This is a genomic window from Arsenicibacter rosenii (assembly GCF_001870735.1).
GTDB lineage: Bacteria > Bacteroidota > Bacteroidia > Cytophagales > Spirosomataceae > Arsenicibacter > Arsenicibacter rosenii.
This window is the reverse complement of the sequence record NZ_MORL01000292.1, coordinates 1-396: the sequence shown is the minus strand read 5'-3', so window position 1 is coordinate 396 and position 396 is coordinate 1. Positions and strand designations below refer to the sequence as shown.

Below are 396 nucleotides of genomic sequence, written 5' to 3'. Positions count from 1 at the left end.
ACAGGGTCTTACACTCCCCTACTTTATTCGGCGGTCCGGTTTATTTTCTGATCTGGTTGTTGAAGAACCGGAAGAGCAGGTAAAACGACGGATGAAACAAGGACTGAAACAGCACGTTTACCAGTTTCTGAAAAACAAATACGAACATGAACTGAACGGCCATGCCAGTATTGAAAAGCTCATGAAACNGCCAAGGCGGCCGATGACAGCTGGATGAATCCCCGGACAAAGGCTATTTTCCTCGAAATGCTCGACATCCAGCGGCAATTTCTGGCCGAATTAAACAAAGACCCCGCTATTGACGAAGACCTGATCCGTCTGCAGCTCTATCAGATTGATCTTGAAGAGGAACGGCTCAAAATCCTCTGACCGGCTAACACATCACGTGCGCATACC

1 protein-coding gene is annotated in these 396 nt (G+C 47.8%); it reads left to right on the top strand.

The genetic code is table 11. The annotated features are described in order from the left end of the window. Positions 1 to 213 precede the first annotated feature (213 nt). A complete protein-coding gene (locus BLX24_RS33285) occupies positions 214 to 369 on the top strand; it encodes a hypothetical protein (protein WP_177226020.1) in 156 nt (51 codons plus the stop codon). The last annotated feature ends 27 nt before the right edge of the window (positions 370 to 396 follow it).

What these genes read in the sequence shown, in the direction of transcription:
- BLX24_RS33285 (WP_177226020.1), top strand. Translation starts at nt 214, where the DNA reads ATGAATCCCCGGACAAAGGCTATTTTCCTCGAAATGCTCGACATCCAG.